Origin of the sequence: Pseudomonas sp. TH41 (assembly GCF_016650695.1) — a bacterium.
Classification (GTDB): domain Bacteria; phylum Pseudomonadota; class Gammaproteobacteria; order Pseudomonadales; family Pseudomonadaceae; genus Aquipseudomonas.
On the sequence record NZ_JAEKFH010000005.1, the window covers coordinates 19,545 to 37,354 of the forward strand.

Sequence of the window (17,810 nt, forward strand, 5' to 3'; positions counted from 1 at the left end):
CCATCCGATCAAGCCAGGACGGCCAGGCTCGCCAGGATTCGGTCAAAGTCTTCATGACTGAACGCCGGAAGCACCAGGGGCTCGACATAGCCATCGCGGCGTGCGGTGAGCACGTACTGCATCATTGCCTGATTATTGGGCATCTCGAATACCTGGACAAAGTCGTACTCCCCAAGGGTTGCGTAAAATGCCAGAGAACGCCCTCCTCGCTCGGCTACACGACGCTCACTCATTGCCCGCCGCGATGGGCTGTCATGTAGCTCGGCCAAGCCTTTGGGCGTGAGCTTCATCAGCGATATATAGCATTGCGAAACACCCTCATCGGTGAGCGGGTCTGAGCACTTCATAGCGTCTGTCCATCGAGTCGAGCCAGTCCTTCCAGCACGGCGGCAGCATCAGTGAGTGCGCCGAAAATTCCGTTCTCCACAGTCACCATGTGCAACGCGGCATCGTGGGCGTACTGGTCACCGCTGGCACAAGCGTCAGAAATAGTCAGGCACTGGAAGTTGCGATCACACGCTTCTCGCAAGGTCGTGTGCACACAGACATCGGTTGTGCAGCCGCTGAATAGCAAATGGGTAATGCCTCGCGCACGCAGAATGTGTTCAAGCTCGGTGTAGGTGAAGGCACTGTTGCAGGTTTTGTCAACGATGATGTCATCGCCCCCCACATCCAGTTCGGCTACCAATTGAAAGCCCGGACTGGAGCGTAGTAACACGTCAGTCCCTTCTAGCCCGGCCTGTCGCCGTCGCCATTTTTCGTAGGGCGTCATGTCAGCCAGGTCCCCCCGATAACCCTGCCGTGTGTGAATGACCTGTATGCCCACTGATCGGGCCTTTCGGATCAACTGGTTTACCGTGGGGAGAATTGCCCTTAAAGGCGTCGGATCGTATCCGCTTCTAGCGAAATAGCCCGTGTTGGACAGGAAGTCCTCCTGAAGATCAATCACCAGCAATGCCGTTGCCGCAGGCACCAATTTGCCGTCGTAGGGATAATTGAAAGGCTGAGCAGTAATCATGGTGTCCTCCAAGGTTTCAATCCAGCCTAGCAATCAGGTATCGTGAGTTAAAGCGATTAATCCTGCACATTATTGTTTTCTTTAGCTAATCAATTGCTACCTGCGCAGAGCCTTTTCAGTGACCAACAAACTGGCGTTTCTTCCCTACCTGCGGGCCTTCGAAGCGGTATCCAGGCTCGGCACGCTGCGCGGTGCCGCAGACGAACTCCATCTCAGCCCAAGCGCGATCTCATTGCAGCTAAAGAAACTGAGCGCAATCACTGGCGTCCAGCTATTCGCGCGTGCTGGCAGGAATGTGACACTGACTGAAACCGGGCATGAGTTTTATCAGTCTGTCTCGGAAGCCCTAGGCACCTTGGCAGACTTGGTACGAGTTGCGGTTGAGCGGGAAGGCGAGCCTAAGGAGCGCTCACTGTCGATATCACTTCCGCCCTCTATCGGCATCGCTTGGCTGACTGCCGCGATTGTCGAATTTGCGATCAGCCGCAATATGACCAACCTGTCGATTAACCAGGCTGTTAACTGTGCAGAAGTAGATTGGCACTCCAATGATATTGCCGTCGTCTACGACCAGCCGCCATTCCCCGGCAGGCGCTGGGAGCTGCTCAGTGAAGTCCGGCTCTGCGCGGTGTGCTCCCCCACCCTGCTCGGTCGAATGGATTTGTACAGCCGGGATCGCAAGCTCCATGGCTTCGCGCTTTTGCATGAAGATGGTGGCGAACAGTGGAGCAGATGGTCACTGGCTGCACGGGTAAAGCTCTCCGACAACATCCGGGTAAAAGTACCTTCCGCTGCCCATGCGATAGCGGCAGCTGTCCAGGGGAAAGGCATTGCCTTGCTCTCTGACGTGGTCACGCAAGCTCACTTGGCCGAGGGCAGTCTGGTTCGGCCATTCGCAACGACGTTAGAGGCAACCAACGCTTACTTTCTCGTGTGGAAGGTAGAAAGCAGTGCCGCCGAACTCACCACGGCGCTCGCCGAATATCTCCAGGGATACCTGAAAAAAAGCTAGAGAAAGCTGACACCGGGGCTGCCTGATCGGCTACGACCCACCCGATTAGATCGTCGCCTTGGCCGAGGTGCCCTGTAGATATTGCCTGGCAATTTCTTTCATCTGCGTTGCCGACATGGCCGGGCCATGCCCACCGTAAACGCAATTCACCTCCATATCGATCAACCGTTGCATGGTGTGGCGGTAGAGGGCCCGATCGGAACACGGAAGGTCATCGACCAATCCGCCGACATAGATAACATCACCACTGAACAGTAGGCCGGCCTCCTCGTCGAGCAGACCGATAGAACCGTGGGAGTGGCCCGGCAAATGAAGTACCCGCAGCCGCTTGTCCCCCAAGTCGATAACGTCCCCCTCGTCCACGGTCTGAGTCAAAGGGGCTGGCCTTATATGATGGTGTTCAGGCGACCAGCTCAGGCACGGTGCTTGCGACACCGCACCGGACAAACCGCGGAATACGTCGGCCAGCGTGTCTTGATCCGCCATCCGGGCGAAAGCCGCCTCCTCGGCGGCATGCCCAAGGCGGGTTTCGAACTCATGGAAACCGCCGACATGATCGGCATGTATATGAGTTGCTACCGCGATAACCGGCTTGTTCACTTCCAAGTCGAGACACGGCCGTAACGGACGCAAGCCCATGCCAAAATCGATCACCAGATCGGCATCCCTCCCTCGCAGGTGAAAGAAGTTGGCCGCAAAGTAGCGATGCACATGAGGCTCACTCAAACAGGTGAGGTCCTTGCCCACCTGCTGTCTTTCATACCAGTCATCCCCCATGCGACACCTCAATGCAGTAATTGGCCAAGAAAGCGCTGGGTTCGCTCATGACTCGGTTGGGTAAATATTTGCTCCGGCGTGCCGTATTCGACGATCTGCCCTGCGTCCATGAAGATGACTTTGTCAGCGACCTTGCGAGCGAATCCCATCTCGTGAGTCACGCACACCATGGTCATCCCCTCTTCAGCCAGTTGAACCATGGTGTCGAGCACCTCTTTGATCATTTCAGGGTCTAGGGCCGAGGTCGGCTCGTCGAACAGCATAACCCGCGGGTTCATGCACAAGGCTCGTGCGATAGCGACGCGCTGCTGCTGGCCACCGGATAATTTCGCGGGGTAACAGTGGGCTTTGTCGGGTATACGCACGCGCTCCAGGTAATGCATCGCCAGCTCGTCAGCTTCCCGACGAGACATCTTTCGCACCCAACGTGGGGCCAGGGTGCAGTTCTCGAGAATGGTGAGGTGGGGGAACAGATTGAAGTGCTGGAACACCATACCCACCTCACTCCTGACCCGGTCGATGCGCTTGAGTTGGCCGGTCAGTTCCACGCCGTCGACCACTATGCGTCCTTCCTGATGTTCCTCCAGCCGATTGATGCAGCGGATCAGGCTCGACTTGCCGGAGCCGGACGGCCCGCAGATCACCACACGCTCGCCCTGATGGACATCCAGATCAATATTTTTGAGTACTTGAAAAGCACCGTACCACTTGCCAAGACCGCGGATTTGCACCGCTGTAGGCCGGGCCTCGGCAGGTTCGGCTGGTATTTCAATGGACAGTTTCATGAGTGTGTCTCCTGTATTGCCCCGTAGCGGCCCTTAGCGGTAACCACTGGAAAGAACGCGCTCGACACGCATCTGAAGTCCCGTCAATACCGACACCAGCACCATGTAATAGACCAGCGCAGCGCTGTACCACTCCAGGAACTGGAAGCTGGTGGCGATCGCAAACTGGGTGGTGGTCATCAGTTCATTCAGGGAGATGATGGTCGCCAAAGAAGTCGCCTTGAGCAGTGAGATGAACTCGTTGACCAAGGCGGGTAGCGCAACGCGAAGGGCTTGCGGCAAAACCACCAGCATGAACACTTGCCAGCGGTGCAGGCCCAATGCCGCTGCCCCTTCACGCTGGCCGCTACCCACGGCAGCGAAAGCGCTGCGGAATATCTCGGTCAGGTAGGCAATCTGAATCAGCGTCAGGGCAATGAATGCGGCCAGGAAGGGCGTGAACCAGCCGCCTCGAAAACTCGGGAACAGTTGCGGTAATCCATTCCAGATAAACAGTAAAACCAGCAACGCCGGCGCACCGCGAAACAGCCAGACATAACCTGCCATCGACCAGCGGATTCCGCGCCGTGGCGACGTCGAAAAGGAGCCGGTGAATAGCGATACACCCATCGACAGCGCCATGACACCAAACGACAACACCATGGTCAGCAGTGCCCCTTTGGCAAGAGGCCAGCCGAATACAGCATCCAGGAACAGCGAAGAATCAAACACCATGACGCTCATCCTTACTGCTGGGCCAGTTGGACGTCTGTCGACATGGCCGGCAGATTCCATTTGGTGAGCAGGGCCTTGAGTTCACCGCTCTGCTGCAAAGCACCCAGTGCCCCCTTGAGTGCCTGTAGATCGGCAGCGTCCTTGCGCAGGTAAAGCCCAAAGAGCTCCGCGTCGGGATAGGTGTAGGTAATTTGTAATTGTCCGGGCAGTTGGCTGCTGCGATAGGCTGCGGTCGTATCCTGGGTGATAGTGGCTGCCGCGCGCCCCACCAGCACCTGCTGAATGACCGCAGAAGCCGACGGATAAGTCTGCATGCTGATGGGCTGGCGGCCATTTTCTACCAGCTGTTTGTTGAGAGCGGTCACCGTGCCCTCATAGGTGGTGCCGGCTTCGATGGCGATAACCTTACCGCTCAGATCTTCCGGAGTTCGCGTGTGCTCATCCCGTGTCGACGTCACCATAACCTTGGCGGACTTGAAGTAGCCGACGCCGTCGTAGCGCTTCAGGCGATCGGTAGTAATCGTCATGCCGCTGGCAACCAGGTCACAACGTTTTGAGTCGAGCGACGGTAACAAACCTTTGAAATCGCCCACCACCAACTGGGTAGCCACTCCCCAGTGTCTGGCCAGTGCATTCATCACATCAACTTCGAAGCCGACCATCTGAGTGTCACCAGGCTTGGCGTAGAACTCCATCGGAGGAAACTCGCCGGCAGTACAGACCTTGAGCGTATCGCCCTGGATGAACGAGGGTTTCATGCTGGCAATGTCGGCCGCGCCAGCCATGCAACTGGCAAGCCCCAGGCTCAGAAAAATTGCTCCCGCTACGTACTTCATGACGTTTCTCCGATTTATTGTTGGTGGTTTGGAGGAAGTATTCAGTGTTGGTGCGGGAATGTTGCTGGTCGCCAAGCGACCAAACAAGCTAAACTTTTTCCATGGTTATAGTTTAGAAAAACTACAGTATAGGTATGCCCTTGGTTCTTCCTCCGCTCCATAGTTTTCGGGTGTTCGAAAGTGTCGCAAGACTGGGCAACATTGCCGCCGCCGCAGTGGAGCTACACGTGACGACTGGCGCGATCAGTCAACAGTTGCGCAGTCTGCAAAACGGTCTGGGTATCGAACTGTTTGAAAAGCGCGGCCGACAGTTGGCCCTGACGGACAATGGCCGGCTGCTGCAACGACGGGTAGCGAGAGCGATGGGCGAAATTGCCGAAGGCGTACGAGAGCTATCAAGTGCTCAACAGGGCGAACGACAGAAAATCGAACTGACCTTGTCCATTCCAAGCGTGCATGGCGTGACCTGGCTCGCCACTAAACTGTTCGCCTTCATGGAAGAAAACCAACACATCAAACTGAACGTGATCAGCTCGAGCCATTTCAACAAAATCGACTGGCGGCGCGCCGATCTGGCCGTGATCTATGGCGTTCCACCCTGGCCTGGCTTCTTCTGGCGATTGCTGCACGGAATCCGCATGACGCCGGTGTGCAGCCCTCAGCTATTGCGCGGCCCCAAGGCCATTCGCAACGTTGCCGACCTGGCCCACTATCGCTTGCTGCATGAAGATGATGGCGCGCAATGGCGGCGCTGGCTGTCCGAGGCACGCAGCGTCCTGCCAGGTGATTCCGATATTTACTTCGATGACTTCGGCATGGTCCTGCAAGCAGCCCGCGATGGTTACGGCGTGGCACTCAGCGATGAGGTGGTGTCCGCCCGCGACTTGGACGAGGGGCGCCTGGTACAACCGCTGGCCCTGGCCGTGCCTGCCTTGCAAAACTATTACTGCGTTTGCAGCGAAGGCAATCGCGATCGTGAGGAAGTGAACAGCTTCATCGAGTGGTTGATTACGAAAACAAGCTGATGCCTGCACGGCTTTTGCCGAGGGCATCAGAATGATCACTGGCCGGACCGCCTCGGTCTCGAAACGTCAACAAACCCTAGCGACTGACCAGCGAACTCGCCAACAACGCCTGCAACCCCAACGGCTTGGCAAAGTAATAACCCTGGGCCTGCCCAGCGCCCATTTCGCGCAGCAAGTCCAGTGTCGCTTCATCCTCGACACCTTCAGCCACCACACTCAGGTCCAGCGATTCGGCCATCCGCACAATCGCCCGGACGATCGCGCGACTGCGGGAACTGGTGGTCAGTTCGAGGATGAACGACTTATCAATCTTCAAGCCGCTGAAACGGTATTGATGCACATAGCTCAGGGATGAAAACCCTGCACCGAAGTCATCGAGCACCACCGACATGCCGTTGTCGGCCAATTGCTGCATGGTCAGTCGGGCAATCGCCGGCTCAGCTACCAGCGCACCTTCGGTCAACTCCAGGCAGATCCGCGACGGCGAGACCCGGTGCTGCGCCAACAGTGCAAGCACATCACTGGCGAAGTCCGGACGCGTCATGCTGTAGCTGGAGCAATTGACGTGCACCGGCGGCCAATTGGCGTGCTGGGGTTGTGCGAGGATCACTGCAATGCTGGTGAGCATGTACAGGTCCAGTCGACCGATCAGGCGCAAACCCTCGACATCCGGCAAAAACTCGCCCGGCGCGATCACCCGACCGCCCGGCTGATGCCAGCGGATCAGCGCTTCAAGGGCTAACAGTTCGCCGCTTTCAACGCTGACAATCGGCTGGAAATACGGCAGCAGTTCGTCGGTACGTTTGAGCGCATTGCGCAAGGCCCCTTCACGCTCAACCTGGTCCGAGACTTCACGGCGCACTTCCTGGTTGAACACCGCGTAGCTGTCGCGCCCGGCACTTTTGACCCGGTACATCGCCGCATCGGCATCGCGCAGCAAGTCGGCTGGCTCGTGATGGAACTGACTGTCGGCGCTGACAATACCGATACTGCAGGACGAAAAAACTTCATGGCCATTGATGAAAAACGGCCGATCAAACGCCAGCAGAATCCGTTCGGCGATTTCGATCACCACGTCCAGCGGTGCCTCGGGAGCGAGCACCGAAAACTCATCACCGCCCAGGCGCGCCAGCATGTCGGTGTCGCGCAGACAACCGCGTAAACGGTGGGCGGCCTGCATCAACAGCAGGTCGCCAAAATGGTGACCGAGGCTGTCATTGACCATCTTGAAACGGTCGAGGTCGATGAACATCACCGCCAGGTGCCCGCCTTCGCTGCCGAACCGCGACCAGGCCAGATTGAGGCGCTGTTGCAGGTAGGTACGATTCGGTAGCCCGGTCAGCGCGTCGTGGGAGTTTTCGTGTTGCAACTTGGCATTGGCGTGATCGAGCTCGCGGGTGCGGTTCTGCACTCGGGCTTCCAGCTTGAGGTTGGCGGCATGGATCGCTTCGGCAGCCGTGCGTCGCGACAGCGCTGTGTCAATGTGACGCGACACGAACGTCAGCAGCTCCTGGTCACGCAGGGTATACCGCACCTGCGAGGTATAGCTTTGCACCGCAAGTACGCCACGCACCACATCGCCATCAAACAACGGAATGCCCAGCCAGGAGTGGGATCGGACCGCCTCACAGGCAATCTCGATTTCACCGTGCGCAGACAATCGGGCCGCCTCGTCGGCGTCAATCAGGCAAGGTCGACGCTGACGGATAACGTACTCAGTCAAGCCCCGGCTCCCACTCCGTGCTACTGGGCGGGTCTTCTGCCGCTCATCGACATAATACGGAAAGGTCACTTCACTGATCGCGTCGTCGAACAGCGCGATGTAGAAGTTCTGGGCGAACAGCAGATCACCGACGATCCCATGCAAGGTTTTAAACAACTCAGTCATGTCGCCAGGCTGGCTCGACAGTTCAGCAATCTGGAACAGCGCGCTCTGCAGATGTTCGGCGCGCTCTCGGTCTGCCACTTCCTGCCTCAATGCGTCGTTGAGTGCCGAAAGCTCCAGGGTGCGCCGCATCACCGTCTCTTCCAAGTCCTCGCGGTGCAGAATCCGGTCCAGCGCCATGGCCACGTGGCGGACCACCACCAGAAACAGCGCGCGGTCTTCAGCGCTGTAGGTACGAGAAACGTCGTAGACCTGCATGGCAAGCATGCCAAACACTTCATCCGAGGCATTTTTCAGCGGTGCGCCCATCCAGAACTCAGGACGATCACCCACGCAGTAGAAACGGCCCTCGGCCTGAGCCGCGCGAATGCCGGCGGCGTCGATCAGCAACGGCTGGCCAGTGGTCAACACCTGGCCGGTTAACGACAGGTGCGAAGGGTCAAGGTATTCGTAGTTTTCGGACTCCAGGGCATCAACGTCGATAATGTCGACGTAATACGGGTAGTCAATCTTGCCTGTGTGCGGGTCATACAGCGCGAGATAGAAGTTCTCGGCGTCGATCAGGCTAGCCAGCAGCCGGTGAACCCCCACCAGAAACACTGACCGGTCACGGGTCGAACTGGCCAGGTAGGTAATTTCATACAGCACTCGCTGAGTTATCTGCGCACGGGCCAGGGTATTGGTCTGTAGCTGAATGCCCAAGCGCAGGGCAAACTCGGCGAGCGCTGTTTGCGCTGCATCGTTGACGGGTGCGAGTAGCCAACCCAGCACGCTTTCGCCTCTACCGGTAGGCCAGCGGTGCAAACGCCAGGTCGTGCAAAAAGCTTCGAACTCTTCATTTGCCACGCTTGATGGCCATTGCACCCGTGGGTCGCCCTGCCCGACCAAATGCATTTGTTCACCGGCGCGGTAAACCACCCATGCAGTGGTATGGGCCCAGTTGCGCGCTGAGTCCAGCAATTGCTCGATCGTTTCCTCGTTGCCAGCGTATGCCATGCCGACTTTTTCCGAGTTCCCTTTCAGTTGAGATGCGGCCACGTCGCAGTCTTTCGATTGCCGCGGAGAGTCGGTCAATGGGCGAAAACTCATCAGCGCTCCCTGAGCCAAAAACGGCGGTACTCACTTATTGTTTGCTAGCAATATGCCAGCGATCTTCTCATTTAAAGCTTATAGATGTGTTTTTCAATCGTTTTATTCCCTTTAGTGCCAGCTATGGGACGGACAACCCTTTCTACAGTGCTGTGTTCGATAGCCCCAAATGACGCGACCGCAACGAAGCTATCGGCACGCCGGCAACGTTATTTAATCTGCAGCCTACACTGATCTGGCAGCGTGGGTTGTCCCACCAAGCCACCTGCCTTTTTGGCGCAAACAGGCTGGCGTTAAATAAAGATAAAAGCATTCTCTATCTCAACACCGTTGGAGACGGGCGACCATTTATGTGTCGCTTCCAATCACTCCGATGCAATGGTCGCGCTTGATGAGCATGGACAAGTCAGAGCGCGCGTCGCGAGATAAATCTCCAGCGTCGGGCCATATGGACAAGTTCAGCAGTAATGGCCGCACGTTTGTTGGTAACGCTTTCCAGCTTTTCCGAGTTGACGCAGGCCGCCAATAAGCACTCTGCAACACATCACAAACCAGATCACGCGGGGATACACGCCATGAACTCAATTACGACCAAAGACGGCACAAAGATTTTCTACAAGGATTGGGGTCCGAAAGACGCGACGCCCATCGTGTTTCACCACGGCTGGCCATTGAGCGCGGACGACTGGGACAACCAGATGATGTTTTTCTTGCTCAAAGGCTACCGGGTGATCGCGCACGACCGCCGCGGTCACGGGCGCTCGACCCAAACCTGGGAGGGCAACGAAATGGACACCTATACCGCTGACGTCATCGAGCTGACCGATGCGCTCGACCTTAAGGGTGCGATCCATGTTGGCCATTCGACCGGTGGTGGTGAAGTAGCGCGCTACGCCGCTCGAGCCAAACCGGGACGCGTTGCCAAGGCCGTACTGATCAGCGCGGTTCCCCCCATCATGGTTAAGTCGGATAAGAACCCCGGCGGTTTACCGCTGGAAGTGTTCGACGGGTTCCGTTCGGCATTGGTCGCCAGCCGCGCGCAGTTTTACGTGGACGTACCGTCGGGGCCGTTCTACGGTTTCAATCGACCCGGGGCCAAGGTGTCACAAGGCGTCATCGACAACTGGTGGCGTCAAGGAATGATGGGCGGTGCCAAAGCTCATTACGACTGCATCAAAGCGTTTTCCGAGACCGACTTCACCGAAGATCTGAAGGCGATTCAGGTGCCAACACTGGTCATGCATGGAGAGGATGATCAGATTGTGCCGTTTGCCGACTCTGCGCCGCTGTCGGCCAAACTATTGAAGCACTCCACTCTCAAGACGTACCCGGGCTTTCCTCACGGTATGCCGACTACCAATGCGGATCAGATCAACGCCGATTTGTTGGCATTCATTCTCGGTTGAGCATCTATCTGACTTTACAGATGACTTTAAATTCTCATTGCTCGCCAGAGACGCTCCGGCGTCTCTGGAAGCATTCCTTTTTACTGCGCGTTGAAACGAGAGCAAAGCCTCATCTGAGTGGACCATGCGCCTACGACAGGCTCGCCCTAAGCTCATCAAAGCCCAGGTTGTACCGGTTGCGCGCAAATGGCTCGGCTTCCGCCCCTCCCTGCCCGACTCGTTGCCGGTCATTGGCCCTTCGCCGAACGAACCACGCGGACCACCTATAAAACGGACGACTTGATGTATCCACTGATTCATCGAGGGGTGATAGCGATCTAACATTAAAAAAACAGCTATCGTCATGAGTGTCGGTCTATCCGAGACCCGTAGCGTACTGATGGAGTTCTTATGCAAAGGACCAATCTTACTGCTGTTTTCACCACCCTTCTCGCGGGAACCCTCCCAACAATTTCTAGCGCTGCACCTCCTACAGATCCGGTTTTTACCTTTGGCTTGCTGGGAAGCTATAGCGTTCTCGAATTCACAGGTCACAGAAGCTCGAACACCGAACACATGCCGGAAGGAGGATTATTTCTCAACTTTGGCAACAAAATGACGGCTCAAACCGGCTTTGTCTATCAGGCAGAAATAAGTGGGCAGTACTCTGAAAAACAGAACCAGAGAGTAAAGGATGGCCAAGCCGACCTGGATCTTGGCTGGCGGACTGAGTTGAATGCGCGCAACTCAATAGATCTATTGCTGGGCGGAGGATACAAATGGAATCAATTTCAACCGGAGTCTAACAAGTACGACATTGACCTCACCAGCCGCACTTCTTTCGCCAAAATCGCTGCGGGCTACAATTATCGGTTCAACACCGCAACACTGCGTTTTGAAGCGGGCATTCGAAGGGTCATAAATGGTGATTCTCAGCTAAAGCTCCATGGAATCAACAGCGAGAGTCTTGATTTAAAAGATAACAACAACCCTTTTGCCGAGCTGAGTTTTCTGTTTAATCAACAAGGGTCGATTCCGGTCATAGCATCCCTATACTACAACCGCTTCAAATATGACCTGGATGGTCAATTTGCAGTGACCGACCTCGACAAACAAACCAGGGATGAATATGGCCTAAAATTAGGCTTGGTCTTCTAACGCAACGATGGATCTTTCCGAGGGTCCGGACTTCAGGGCAAAACGCGAAACCGGGCGACTCAGACCATAATGCTCGCGCAGCGTACTACCCGCATATTCACTGCGAAACAGGCCACGCTTGCGCAGAATCGGCAGCACTTCATCGAGGAACACTTCAAAGCCCTCGGGGAACGCTGGCGGCATCACGTTGAAGCCATCGGCAGCGCCACTGCGGAACCACTGCTCAATCAGGTCGGCAATCTGCACCGGCGTACCTACCGGCACCCAATGCCCGCGAGCACCGGCCAGGCGATTGATCAGCTGGCGCAGCGTCGGTTTCTCGCGGTCGACAATGTCGATGATCAGCTTGAAGCGACTGGACTGGCTCTCGCTGCTGTCGAAGTTGATCAAGTGGCGCGGGAATGGCGCATCCAGATCGTGACCGGACAGGTCGACACCCAACAGGCGGCGTAGCTGGCCTAGTGAGACGTGCGGCAGCACCAGTTCGTTGAGCTCGTCGAACTTGCGCTGGGCTTCGGCTTCGGTGCTGCCAATGTACGGGCTTATGCCCGGGAGAATTTTCAGCTGACGAGGGTCGCGCCCCACCGCCCGCGCCCGAGTACGGATATCGTTGGCGAATTCGGTCGCGCTTTGCAGGGTCTGGTGCGCGGTGAAAATCGCTTCGGCATGCCTGGAGGCGAAATCACGGCCATCCTCGGAAGAGCCGGCCTGCACCTGCACCGGTCGACCCTGTGGGGAGCGTGGCGAGTTGAATGGGCCTTTGACTTGGTAGTGAGTGCCCACGTGGTTGATCGAATGCACCTTGTCACTGTTGGCAAACACCCCGGAAGTCTTGTCCAGCACCAGCGCATCGTCCTCCCAGCTGTCCCACAGGTCACCGACCACCTGCACGAATTCTTCGGCCTGGGCATAGCGGTCAAAGGCAGACGGATGTTGGTCCAGGCCAAAATTGGCGGCTGCTGCAGCCATGGAAGTGGTGACGATGTTCCAACCGGCGCGGCCCTTGCTGAGGTGGTCCAACGCACTGAACGAGCGGGCCAGATTGTAGGGCTCGCTGTAGGTCGTGCTGGCCGTGGCGATCAGGCCTATGCGTTGGGTCACCGCGGCAATTGCCGCCAGCCAGGTAATGGGTTCGAAACGAATACGCAGACCTTCACGCCCGCTTTCAGCCAGTGACGGCGAATCAGCGAAGAAAATCGCATCAAGCTTCTCGCGTTCAGCGCGTAGCGCCAATTGCTGGTAATAGCCGATATCCATGGAAAATTCCGGCACCGACTGCGGGTGACGCCAGGCGGCTTCGTGATGGCCGTTCGGGTAGATGAACAGGTTGAGGTTGAGCTGGCGTTCGGACATTTCCGTTCCCTGAAAAAAGTGTGAGCCTGAAAAATACAAGACTGCGCGCGGCGTCAGGCGTAAGCCCACGCGAGGGGAAAATAGAAACAGAGCGCAGAGGCTCAGTGCAGCTCGGCGAAATCGCTCAGCACATCGTCGCGCAGGGCGATGAAGCGGCTGTCACTGCGGTTGCGCGAGCGCGGCAGATCGATGTTGAGAATGCGCCGGATGCGGCCGGGGTTGGGTTGCATCACCACCACGCGATCACCCAGGAATACCGCCTCATCAACATCGTGGGTGACCAGGATCATTGTGATTTTTTCCTTGACCCAGATGTTTTGCAGCTCGCCCTGCAGGCGTGCACGGGTCAAGGCATCGAGGGCACCCAGCGGTTCATCCAGCAACAGCACGCTCGGTCGATTGACCAGGCCGCGGGCTATAGCCACGCGTTGCGCCATGCCGCCGGATATCTGATGCGGGAAGGCTTCGGTAAAGTCTTGCAAGCCGACCAGTTCGATGTGCTCGCGCACGGTGTCGCGTTTCTGCCCGGCGCTCAGGGGTGAATTCTTGAGGCCAACAGCGACGTTCTGCTCGACGTTGAGCCAAGGGAACAAGCGGTGATCCTGAAATACGATGCCGCGCTCCAGGCCAGTGCCTTCGATGGGTTTGCCATCCAGCAGGATGCGCCCGTCGTATTCTTCGTCCAGGCCAAGAATCAGTCGCAGCAGCGTGGATTTGCCGCAGCCGCTGGCGCCGACAATGCTGATGAACTCGCCAGGAGCAATGTCGAGCTGGATGTTGTCGAGTACTTGCAATTGAGTCGAACTACCCGGTCGGGAAGCGAATCGCTTGCTGATGTTTTCCAGGGTCAGGCTGTTACTGAGCATGTTGCGATCCTTTTGAAAGAGCCAATCAACGAGGAGCGATGCCATATAGGCGCTGCATCCGCCGCTCAAGTGTCCGGGCCAATGCGTTGAGGCCCCAGCCCACCAGGCCGATAATCACCATTCCAAACAACACCAGGTCCATCATGAAATGTTCGCTGCCATCAATAAGCGTGTTACCGATCCCCTCCCCCGATACCAGCAGGTATTCGGCGCCGATGGTCGCCAGCCAGGAATAGACCAGCGCCAGGTAAATCCCCGTGAAAATCGACGGCAACGCGGCGGGCAGCATCACCCCGACGATGGTTTGCCAACGGGTGAAGCCGTACACCCGCGCCACTTCCAACAGGTTGGGCGGGACGTTGCGCAAACCGTCACAGGTATTCACCACCACAGGCACCAGTGCTGCCAATGACAGGAACACCACCTTGGCCACATCGCCCAGGCCGAACCACACCGAGATCAACGGGATCCAGGCGAACAGAGAGATTTGCTTGAAGGTATTGAAGCTCGGCCCGACCAGGCGTTCGAAGTAACGTGACAGGCCCAACAGACAACCCAGTACCAGGCCCAGCGTGGTACCGATAAAAAAGCCACTGAGGTTGCGCGCCAGGCTGGCAGAAATTGCCCGCCAGAATTTGCCCGAAGCCATTTGATCCCAGGCCGTTGCGGCGACTTTTTCTGGCGAAACGAACAACCCCGATTGGCTCCAGCCCTGGTTCGAAGCCAGCCACCACACGGCAATGACGGCAATTGGCAAGACCCAACCGCGATATCGGCGGCTACCGCTACCTGTTGACATGATCGCACTCATGACAGGCGCCCCCCGGCCGTTGGCCGACCACGATTGAGGCGTCTCTCCAGGTATTCGAAACCGCGGTCTATCAACAGACCGAGCGCACCCACCACCACAACGGCCGCCATCACCAAGTCCAGTTGAAATAGCTGGCGCCCGTAGACAATCAGGTAACCCAACCCCTCACTCGATGCCACCAACTCGACCACTACCAGCGATAACCAGGCTTTGGTGAAGCCCAGACGCAAACCGGTAAACAGCGTCGGGATAGCCGCCGGCAAGACGATGGAGGTGACGCTTTGCCAACGACTGAAACCGTAGGCCCGGCCGACTTCCAACAACCCTTTGGGCGCTTGGCGGAAAGCCTGCAAGGTGCACAGAGTGATCGGCACCAGGGCCGCCTTGGCAATCAGCACATACTTGAGCGTCTCGCCGATGCCGAACAGCAGCAAGGCAAACGGTAGCCAGCCAAGTACCGGTATTTGCACCAGTGCGTTGAAGGTGGGTAAGAGATAATCCTCCAGAGTCCTGGAAAGTCCCATGGCCAGGCCCAGAGCCATGCCGATGAAGGCGCCCAATGTAAATCCGACGACAACCCGCTGCAGGCTGGCGGATGCGTTCAGCCAGAGATCACCGCTGGTAACCAGGTCTGACAAGGTCTGGTAAACGTAGACTGGCGGTGGTAGCACCTGCTCTGAAAGCCAGCCGCGTTCAACCCCCAAGTACCATAAGCCAAGCAGCACCAGCGGCAACAGCCAGGGTAAGGCCAGGTCACCCAGACTGAAGGGCCAGGCTGACCTGCGCGGCACCTCGACCTTGCGTACTGGGCGGGCCGGTGACGGTGGAAAACGTTTGACGTTATCGCTCGGTATTGCCGACGCCGCGTACTGCTCCAGTCTGACGGTCTGTGCCCTGGCCATGTGCCTAGCTCCCTTGCTTGCTGGTCGCGACCGCTACTGCATTACCAGCCGGCTGTTTGCCATCCGGACCGTAGGGCGTCCAGTAGTTTTCGAGCCCCTTGGTTTTGAGGGATTTTTGCAAATAGCTGGTCTCGAACCAGCCATCGATACTGACCGGGCGACGGATGAGCTTTTCTGCCTTGGCTTGATCCGCCACGGCCTGATAGCGGCTAAGCAGGAAGTTGTCGACCAGAGGCGAGGCTCTGTCCCTGATGCTTACCCCGGTAAAGTCGGCGCGTAGTGATTCAACGGGATCATTACTCTTGGCCCACTCAGTGAAGACAGCGTCTCGATGGCTGTCTTCCGAGGTCCATTTCGCCGCATCAACCAGCGTATCAACGACCTTTTGCACATTGTCCGGATGTTCTTTTTCATAGGTACCCCGAACCACCAGTGCAGTCTGGCGGGTGTAACGCACATCCTGAGTGGGATTGTCGTAGACGATGTCGATCAGGCCTTGATCACGCAGCTTGAACAACTCGCGCCCGCCGAATGCGGCATCTACCCCATTGGATACCAGTGCAGCCTGAGTGCTGCCGGTATCGAGGTTGATGACCTTGATATCGCGTTCTGTCAGACCATGCTCCGCCAGGAGGTTGATCGACACTAGGTGGCCGTTGGTTCCACGAAACAGCGCCACCTTTTTCCCTTTCAGGTCATCAATGCTTTTGACATCAGATCCCTTGGGAACGGCCAGGTAAAGATTGGCACGTACGCCCAGTGCGGCCAGCAGTTTGGTGTCCAGCCCGTTGGAGCGCCCGACGACTGCGGGCAGATCGCCCTGGTAGGCGAAGTCAAGTTGCTGGTTCGACAAGGCTTCGTTTACCGCGGGGCCAGCCCCCTTGAAAAAGAACCATTGAACTTCGGTCCCGGTTCCAGCGAAGGCCTTTTCCAGCAGTTGCTGATTGCGCACGATGCCCAGGGTCGACCCACTGAACGTCACCGGGTCACCGCCGCCAGCTGTCGCTACACCAATACGCAATACATCGGCCTGGGCCAGGGGGATGGCAAGAACCGTAGCCAGTGCTGCAGCGATGCTGCATTTGAGAAACAGGGGAATACCGTTGAGTTCCATGTACAAGCCTTCCTTGTGTCAATGAGACTCGCTTGTCAGGCGGCGAGATGTTTTTTGTCAGCTTCGGTTTTCGGCGAGCGAGTATCCGGGCTTGGCTTGAGTGCTTGGCTCAAGCGACCATCCACCCCGACCGGCACATCACCATCGATGGTGGTCCGGCGCACGATGCGCTGCGCATCTCCGTAGTCGTTGATCGCGATGTGCTGGGTGGCGCGGTTGTCCCAGATCACCACATCGCCCTCCTGCCAGCGCCAGCGCACGGTGTTGTCAACATGGGTAATACGGTCGTGGAACAGGCGAATCAGTTGTTTCGAATCGCTATTGCTTACGCCCTGTATCTGTTTGACAAAGTGCCCCAACAACAAACTTCTTTCACCCGACTCCGGATGCACCCGCACCAAAGGATGTTCAGTCTCGTAGACTTCAGCGGTAAACTGTTCGCGGTAACGTTTGATACCCGATTCATCGGTATTACGCGGCGCCGCATAGTCATATAAGTTGGTGTGCAACGCGCGTAGATTATCTGCCAGTTGCTTCAATGGCTCGGGCAAGTCGGCGTAGGCCGCCGCGGTATTGGCCCACACCGTGTCGCCGCCATAAGGCGGAATAACCACACCGCGCAAGATGGATATCTTCGGGTAATTGGCAACAAAGGTCACATCGGTGTGCCAGGAATTGGCTCGGGTTTCCTTGGCGTCCAGGTGCAGAATGGCGGCGCTTTGTTCAGCAGAACGCACGGTCGGATGCGGCACCTGATCACCGAAGCGCCGGGAAAAAGCTTCGTGCTCGGCGTCATTCAGATGTTGGTCGCGAAAGAACAGCACTTTATATTTCAGCAGTGCCTGATTTATAAAATCGAATGTCTCAGCACTGATGTGTCCACCTAATTTCACGCCTTCCAGTTGCGCGCCAATTCGACCAGCGACCGGTTTAATTTGAATTGTCATCGAGCTACCTCCTGTCTCACGAGTTGTTGTAAGACCAATCATAAAGACATAAAAGCAGCTACGACCAATCACAATTTAATATAAAGATATAAGTACGCCTATATAACTAAGCCTTTATCAAACTTAGCGAAAA

Annotated in this window: 17 protein-coding genes; 4 read left to right on the plus strand and 13 right to left on the minus strand. The window is 56.9% G+C overall.

Annotated elements, in window-relative coordinates:
* Positions 1–8: 8 nt before the first annotated feature.
* On the minus strand, positions 9–347 hold the full coding sequence (locus JFU37_RS18615) for a GYD domain-containing protein (protein ID WP_201117204.1): 339 nt from the start codon (positions 345–347) through the stop codon (positions 9–11).
* The gene (locus tag JFU37_RS18620; protein WP_201117214.1) at positions 344–1,018 is read right to left on the minus strand and encodes a cysteine hydrolase family protein; all 675 of its coding nucleotides are present in this window, start codon (positions 1,016–1,018) and stop codon (positions 344–346) included. The genes JFU37_RS18615 and JFU37_RS18620 overlap by 4 nt, the downstream gene beginning before the upstream one ends.
* A gap of 118 nt (positions 1,019–1,136) precedes the next feature.
* Between JFU37_RS18620 and JFU37_RS18625 the strand changes: the two genes are divergently transcribed.
* Positions 1,137–2,030, plus strand: a complete 894-nt coding sequence (locus JFU37_RS18625; protein ID WP_201117215.1) for a LysR substrate-binding domain-containing protein — start codon at positions 1,137–1,139, stop codon at positions 2,028–2,030.
* A 45-nt stretch (positions 2,031–2,075) separates the two neighbouring features.
* Here the strand turns inward: JFU37_RS18625 and JFU37_RS18630 are convergent, their stop codons facing one another.
* Genes JFU37_RS18630 through JFU37_RS18645 form a run of 4 tightly spaced genes read right to left on the minus strand, consistent with a single transcriptional unit; the run spans position 2,076 to position 5,142 of the window.
* Complete coding sequence (locus JFU37_RS18630) at positions 2,076–2,807, minus strand: MBL fold metallo-hydrolase (RefSeq protein WP_201117216.1); 732 nt, start codon at positions 2,805–2,807, stop codon at positions 2,076–2,078.
* Positions 2,808–2,815: 8 nt separating this feature from the next.
* Positions 2,816–3,592, minus strand: coding sequence for an amino acid ABC transporter ATP-binding protein (locus JFU37_RS18635; protein WP_201117217.1), 777 nt, complete (start codon positions 3,590–3,592; stop codon positions 2,816–2,818).
* Positions 3,593–3,625: 33 nt separating this feature from the next.
* Positions 3,626–4,306, minus strand: coding sequence for an amino acid ABC transporter permease (locus JFU37_RS18640; RefSeq protein ID WP_201117218.1), 681 nt, complete (start codon positions 4,304–4,306; stop codon positions 3,626–3,628).
* 11 nt (positions 4,307–4,317) lie between these two features.
* A complete protein-coding gene (locus JFU37_RS18645; RefSeq protein WP_201117219.1) occupies positions 4,318–5,142 on the minus strand; it encodes an ABC transporter substrate-binding protein in 825 nt (274 codons plus the stop codon).
* A 134-nt stretch (positions 5,143–5,276) separates the two neighbouring features.
* On the opposite strand from JFU37_RS18645, the gene JFU37_RS18650 reads away from it, so the two are divergent.
* A complete protein-coding gene (locus JFU37_RS18650) occupies positions 5,277–6,167 on the plus strand; it encodes a LysR substrate-binding domain-containing protein (RefSeq protein ID WP_242485778.1) in 891 nt (296 codons plus the stop codon).
* 76 nt (positions 6,168–6,243) lie between these two features.
* On the opposite strand, the gene JFU37_RS18655 is transcribed toward JFU37_RS18650, so the two are convergent.
* Positions 6,244–9,141 (minus strand): sensor domain-containing phosphodiesterase, encoded by a 2,898-nt coding sequence (locus JFU37_RS18655; RefSeq protein WP_201117221.1) that lies wholly within the window; start codon positions 9,139–9,141, stop codon positions 6,244–6,246.
* A 575-nt stretch (positions 9,142–9,716) separates the two neighbouring features.
* On the opposite strand from JFU37_RS18655, the gene JFU37_RS18660 reads away from it, so the two are divergent.
* Positions 9,717–10,547, plus strand: coding sequence for an alpha/beta fold hydrolase (locus JFU37_RS18660; protein ID WP_201117223.1), 831 nt, complete (start codon positions 9,717–9,719; stop codon positions 10,545–10,547).
* Positions 10,548–10,937: 390 nt separating this feature from the next.
* On the plus strand, positions 10,938–11,684 hold the full coding sequence (locus tag JFU37_RS18665; protein WP_201117225.1) for a hypothetical protein: 747 nt from the start codon (positions 10,938–10,940) through the stop codon (positions 11,682–11,684).
* Here the strand turns inward: JFU37_RS18665 and JFU37_RS18670 are convergent.
* The 6 genes from JFU37_RS18670 to JFU37_RS18695 all read right to left on the minus strand — a co-directional run bounded on the left by JFU37_RS18670 (position 11,667) and on the right by JFU37_RS18695 (position 17,677).
* On the minus strand, positions 11,667–13,037 hold the full coding sequence (locus JFU37_RS18670) for an LLM class flavin-dependent oxidoreductase (RefSeq protein WP_201117227.1): 1,371 nt from the start codon (positions 13,035–13,037) through the stop codon (positions 11,667–11,669). The genes JFU37_RS18665 and JFU37_RS18670 overlap by 18 nt on opposite strands.
* Before the next feature lie 101 nt (positions 13,038–13,138).
* Complete coding sequence (locus JFU37_RS18675; RefSeq protein ID WP_201117229.1) at positions 13,139–13,903, minus strand: ABC transporter ATP-binding protein; 765 nt, start codon at positions 13,901–13,903, stop codon at positions 13,139–13,141.
* A 25-nt stretch (positions 13,904–13,928) separates the two neighbouring features.
* Positions 13,929–14,714: an ABC transporter permease gene (locus JFU37_RS18680; RefSeq protein WP_201117231.1), complete on the minus strand. Its 786-nt coding sequence runs from the start codon at positions 14,712–14,714 to the stop codon at positions 13,929–13,931.
* Positions 14,711–15,616, minus strand: a complete 906-nt coding sequence (locus tag JFU37_RS18685; RefSeq protein WP_201117233.1) for an ABC transporter permease — start codon at positions 15,614–15,616, stop codon at positions 14,711–14,713. Before JFU37_RS18685 ends, JFU37_RS18680 begins: the two co-directional genes overlap by 4 nt.
* 4 nt (positions 15,617–15,620) lie before the next feature.
* Positions 15,621–16,730: an ABC transporter substrate-binding protein gene (locus tag JFU37_RS18690; RefSeq protein WP_201117235.1), complete on the minus strand. Its 1,110-nt coding sequence runs from the start codon at positions 16,728–16,730 to the stop codon at positions 15,621–15,623.
* 35 nt (positions 16,731–16,765) lie between these two features.
* On the minus strand, positions 16,766–17,677 hold the full coding sequence (locus tag JFU37_RS18695) for a TauD/TfdA dioxygenase family protein (protein ID WP_201119470.1): 912 nt from the start codon (positions 17,675–17,677) through the stop codon (positions 16,766–16,768).
* Between the last annotated feature and the right edge of the window lie 133 nt (positions 17,678–17,810).